This window comes from Aestuariirhabdus sp. LZHN29, assembly GCF_049985285.1.
Classification (GTDB): domain Bacteria; phylum Pseudomonadota; class Gammaproteobacteria; order Pseudomonadales; family Aestuariirhabdaceae; genus Aestuariirhabdus.
Map to the genome: position 1 here is coordinate 1 of NZ_JBNIEU010000009.1, position 1,102 is coordinate 1,102.

1 protein-coding gene is annotated in these 1,102 nt (G+C 61.7%); it reads left to right on the top strand.

Features of this window, described 5'->3' with window-relative positions; translation table 11 throughout:
- Positions 1–13 precede the first annotated feature (13 nt).
- Positions 14–1,102, top strand: a 1,089-nt coding sequence (locus ACP3PW_RS17205) for a porin (RefSeq protein ID WP_426417962.1), incomplete at its 3' end; no start/stop codon positions are given.

Sequence of the window (1,102 nt, forward strand, 5' to 3'; positions counted from 1 at the left end):
GGAAAGTGTCGATATGAAAATGAAACTGTTTGCAGCTGCTGTTGCAGCTCTGGCCGCCGGTGGCGCCTACGCTCAATCGTCCGTGACTCTGTACGGTGTGGCCGACGTCGGCGTGGAATGGGCCAACAAGGTGCCGGGCGCTGACGGCCAAGGCCATTCGCGCGTTGCAATGCAGTCGGGCAACCTGTCCGGCTCGCGCTGGGGCCTGCGTGGCGTTGAAGACCTGGGCGGTGGCCTGAAGGGTATCTTCAACCTGGAAAGCGGCTTCAACCTCGATACCGGCACGTCGGCCCAAAGCAGCCGTCTGTTCGGCCGTAACGCCTACGTCGGTCTGCAAGGTCAATGGGGTCAGCTGACCCTGGGCCGTCAGCAAAACCTGCTGTACGACTTCGCACTGGCCTATGACCCGATGGCCATCGCTGGCCGTTACTCGATCACGGCACAAGACGCCTTCATGGCTGGCCGTGCTGACAACGCCATCAAGTACATCGGCACGTTCGGTGGCCTGAGCGTTTCGGCTCTGTATGCGTTCAACCGCGACGGCCAAGAAGTTGCCGGCGTGAACAAGCTGGGCCGCGAGTGGAGCCTGGGTGCAAACTACGCTGCTGGCCCGTTCGGCCTGGGTGTGGTGTATGACCAATCGAATGGCACGGCAGCGTCGAACGCTTCGTTCGCTGCTCAGAACGCTGCGGCTGACACCAAGGAACAACGCGCCACGATCGCTGGCTCGTACGCCTTCGGCCCGGCCAAGCTGTACGCTGGCTATCGTTGGTACCACGCCAACTTCGCAACGGTTGCCGGCGCTGGCAACCTGCGTTCGAACCTGTACTGGCTGGGTGCTGGCTACCAAGCTACGCCGGCTCTGACGCTGACGGGCACGGCTTACTACCAACAGTTCAAGAACAGCGGTACGGGTAACCCGTGGCTGTTCGTTGTCGGTACCGACTACGCGCTGTCCAAGCGCACCGATGCCTACTTCAACGTCGCCTACGCTAAGAACAGCAATGGCTCGACGCTGGGTGTGGCCGGCATCAACGGCGCTTCGTCGGGTAACGCGACGACGCTGCAATCGACCGACAACCAAGTTCTGTCGAACTCCACC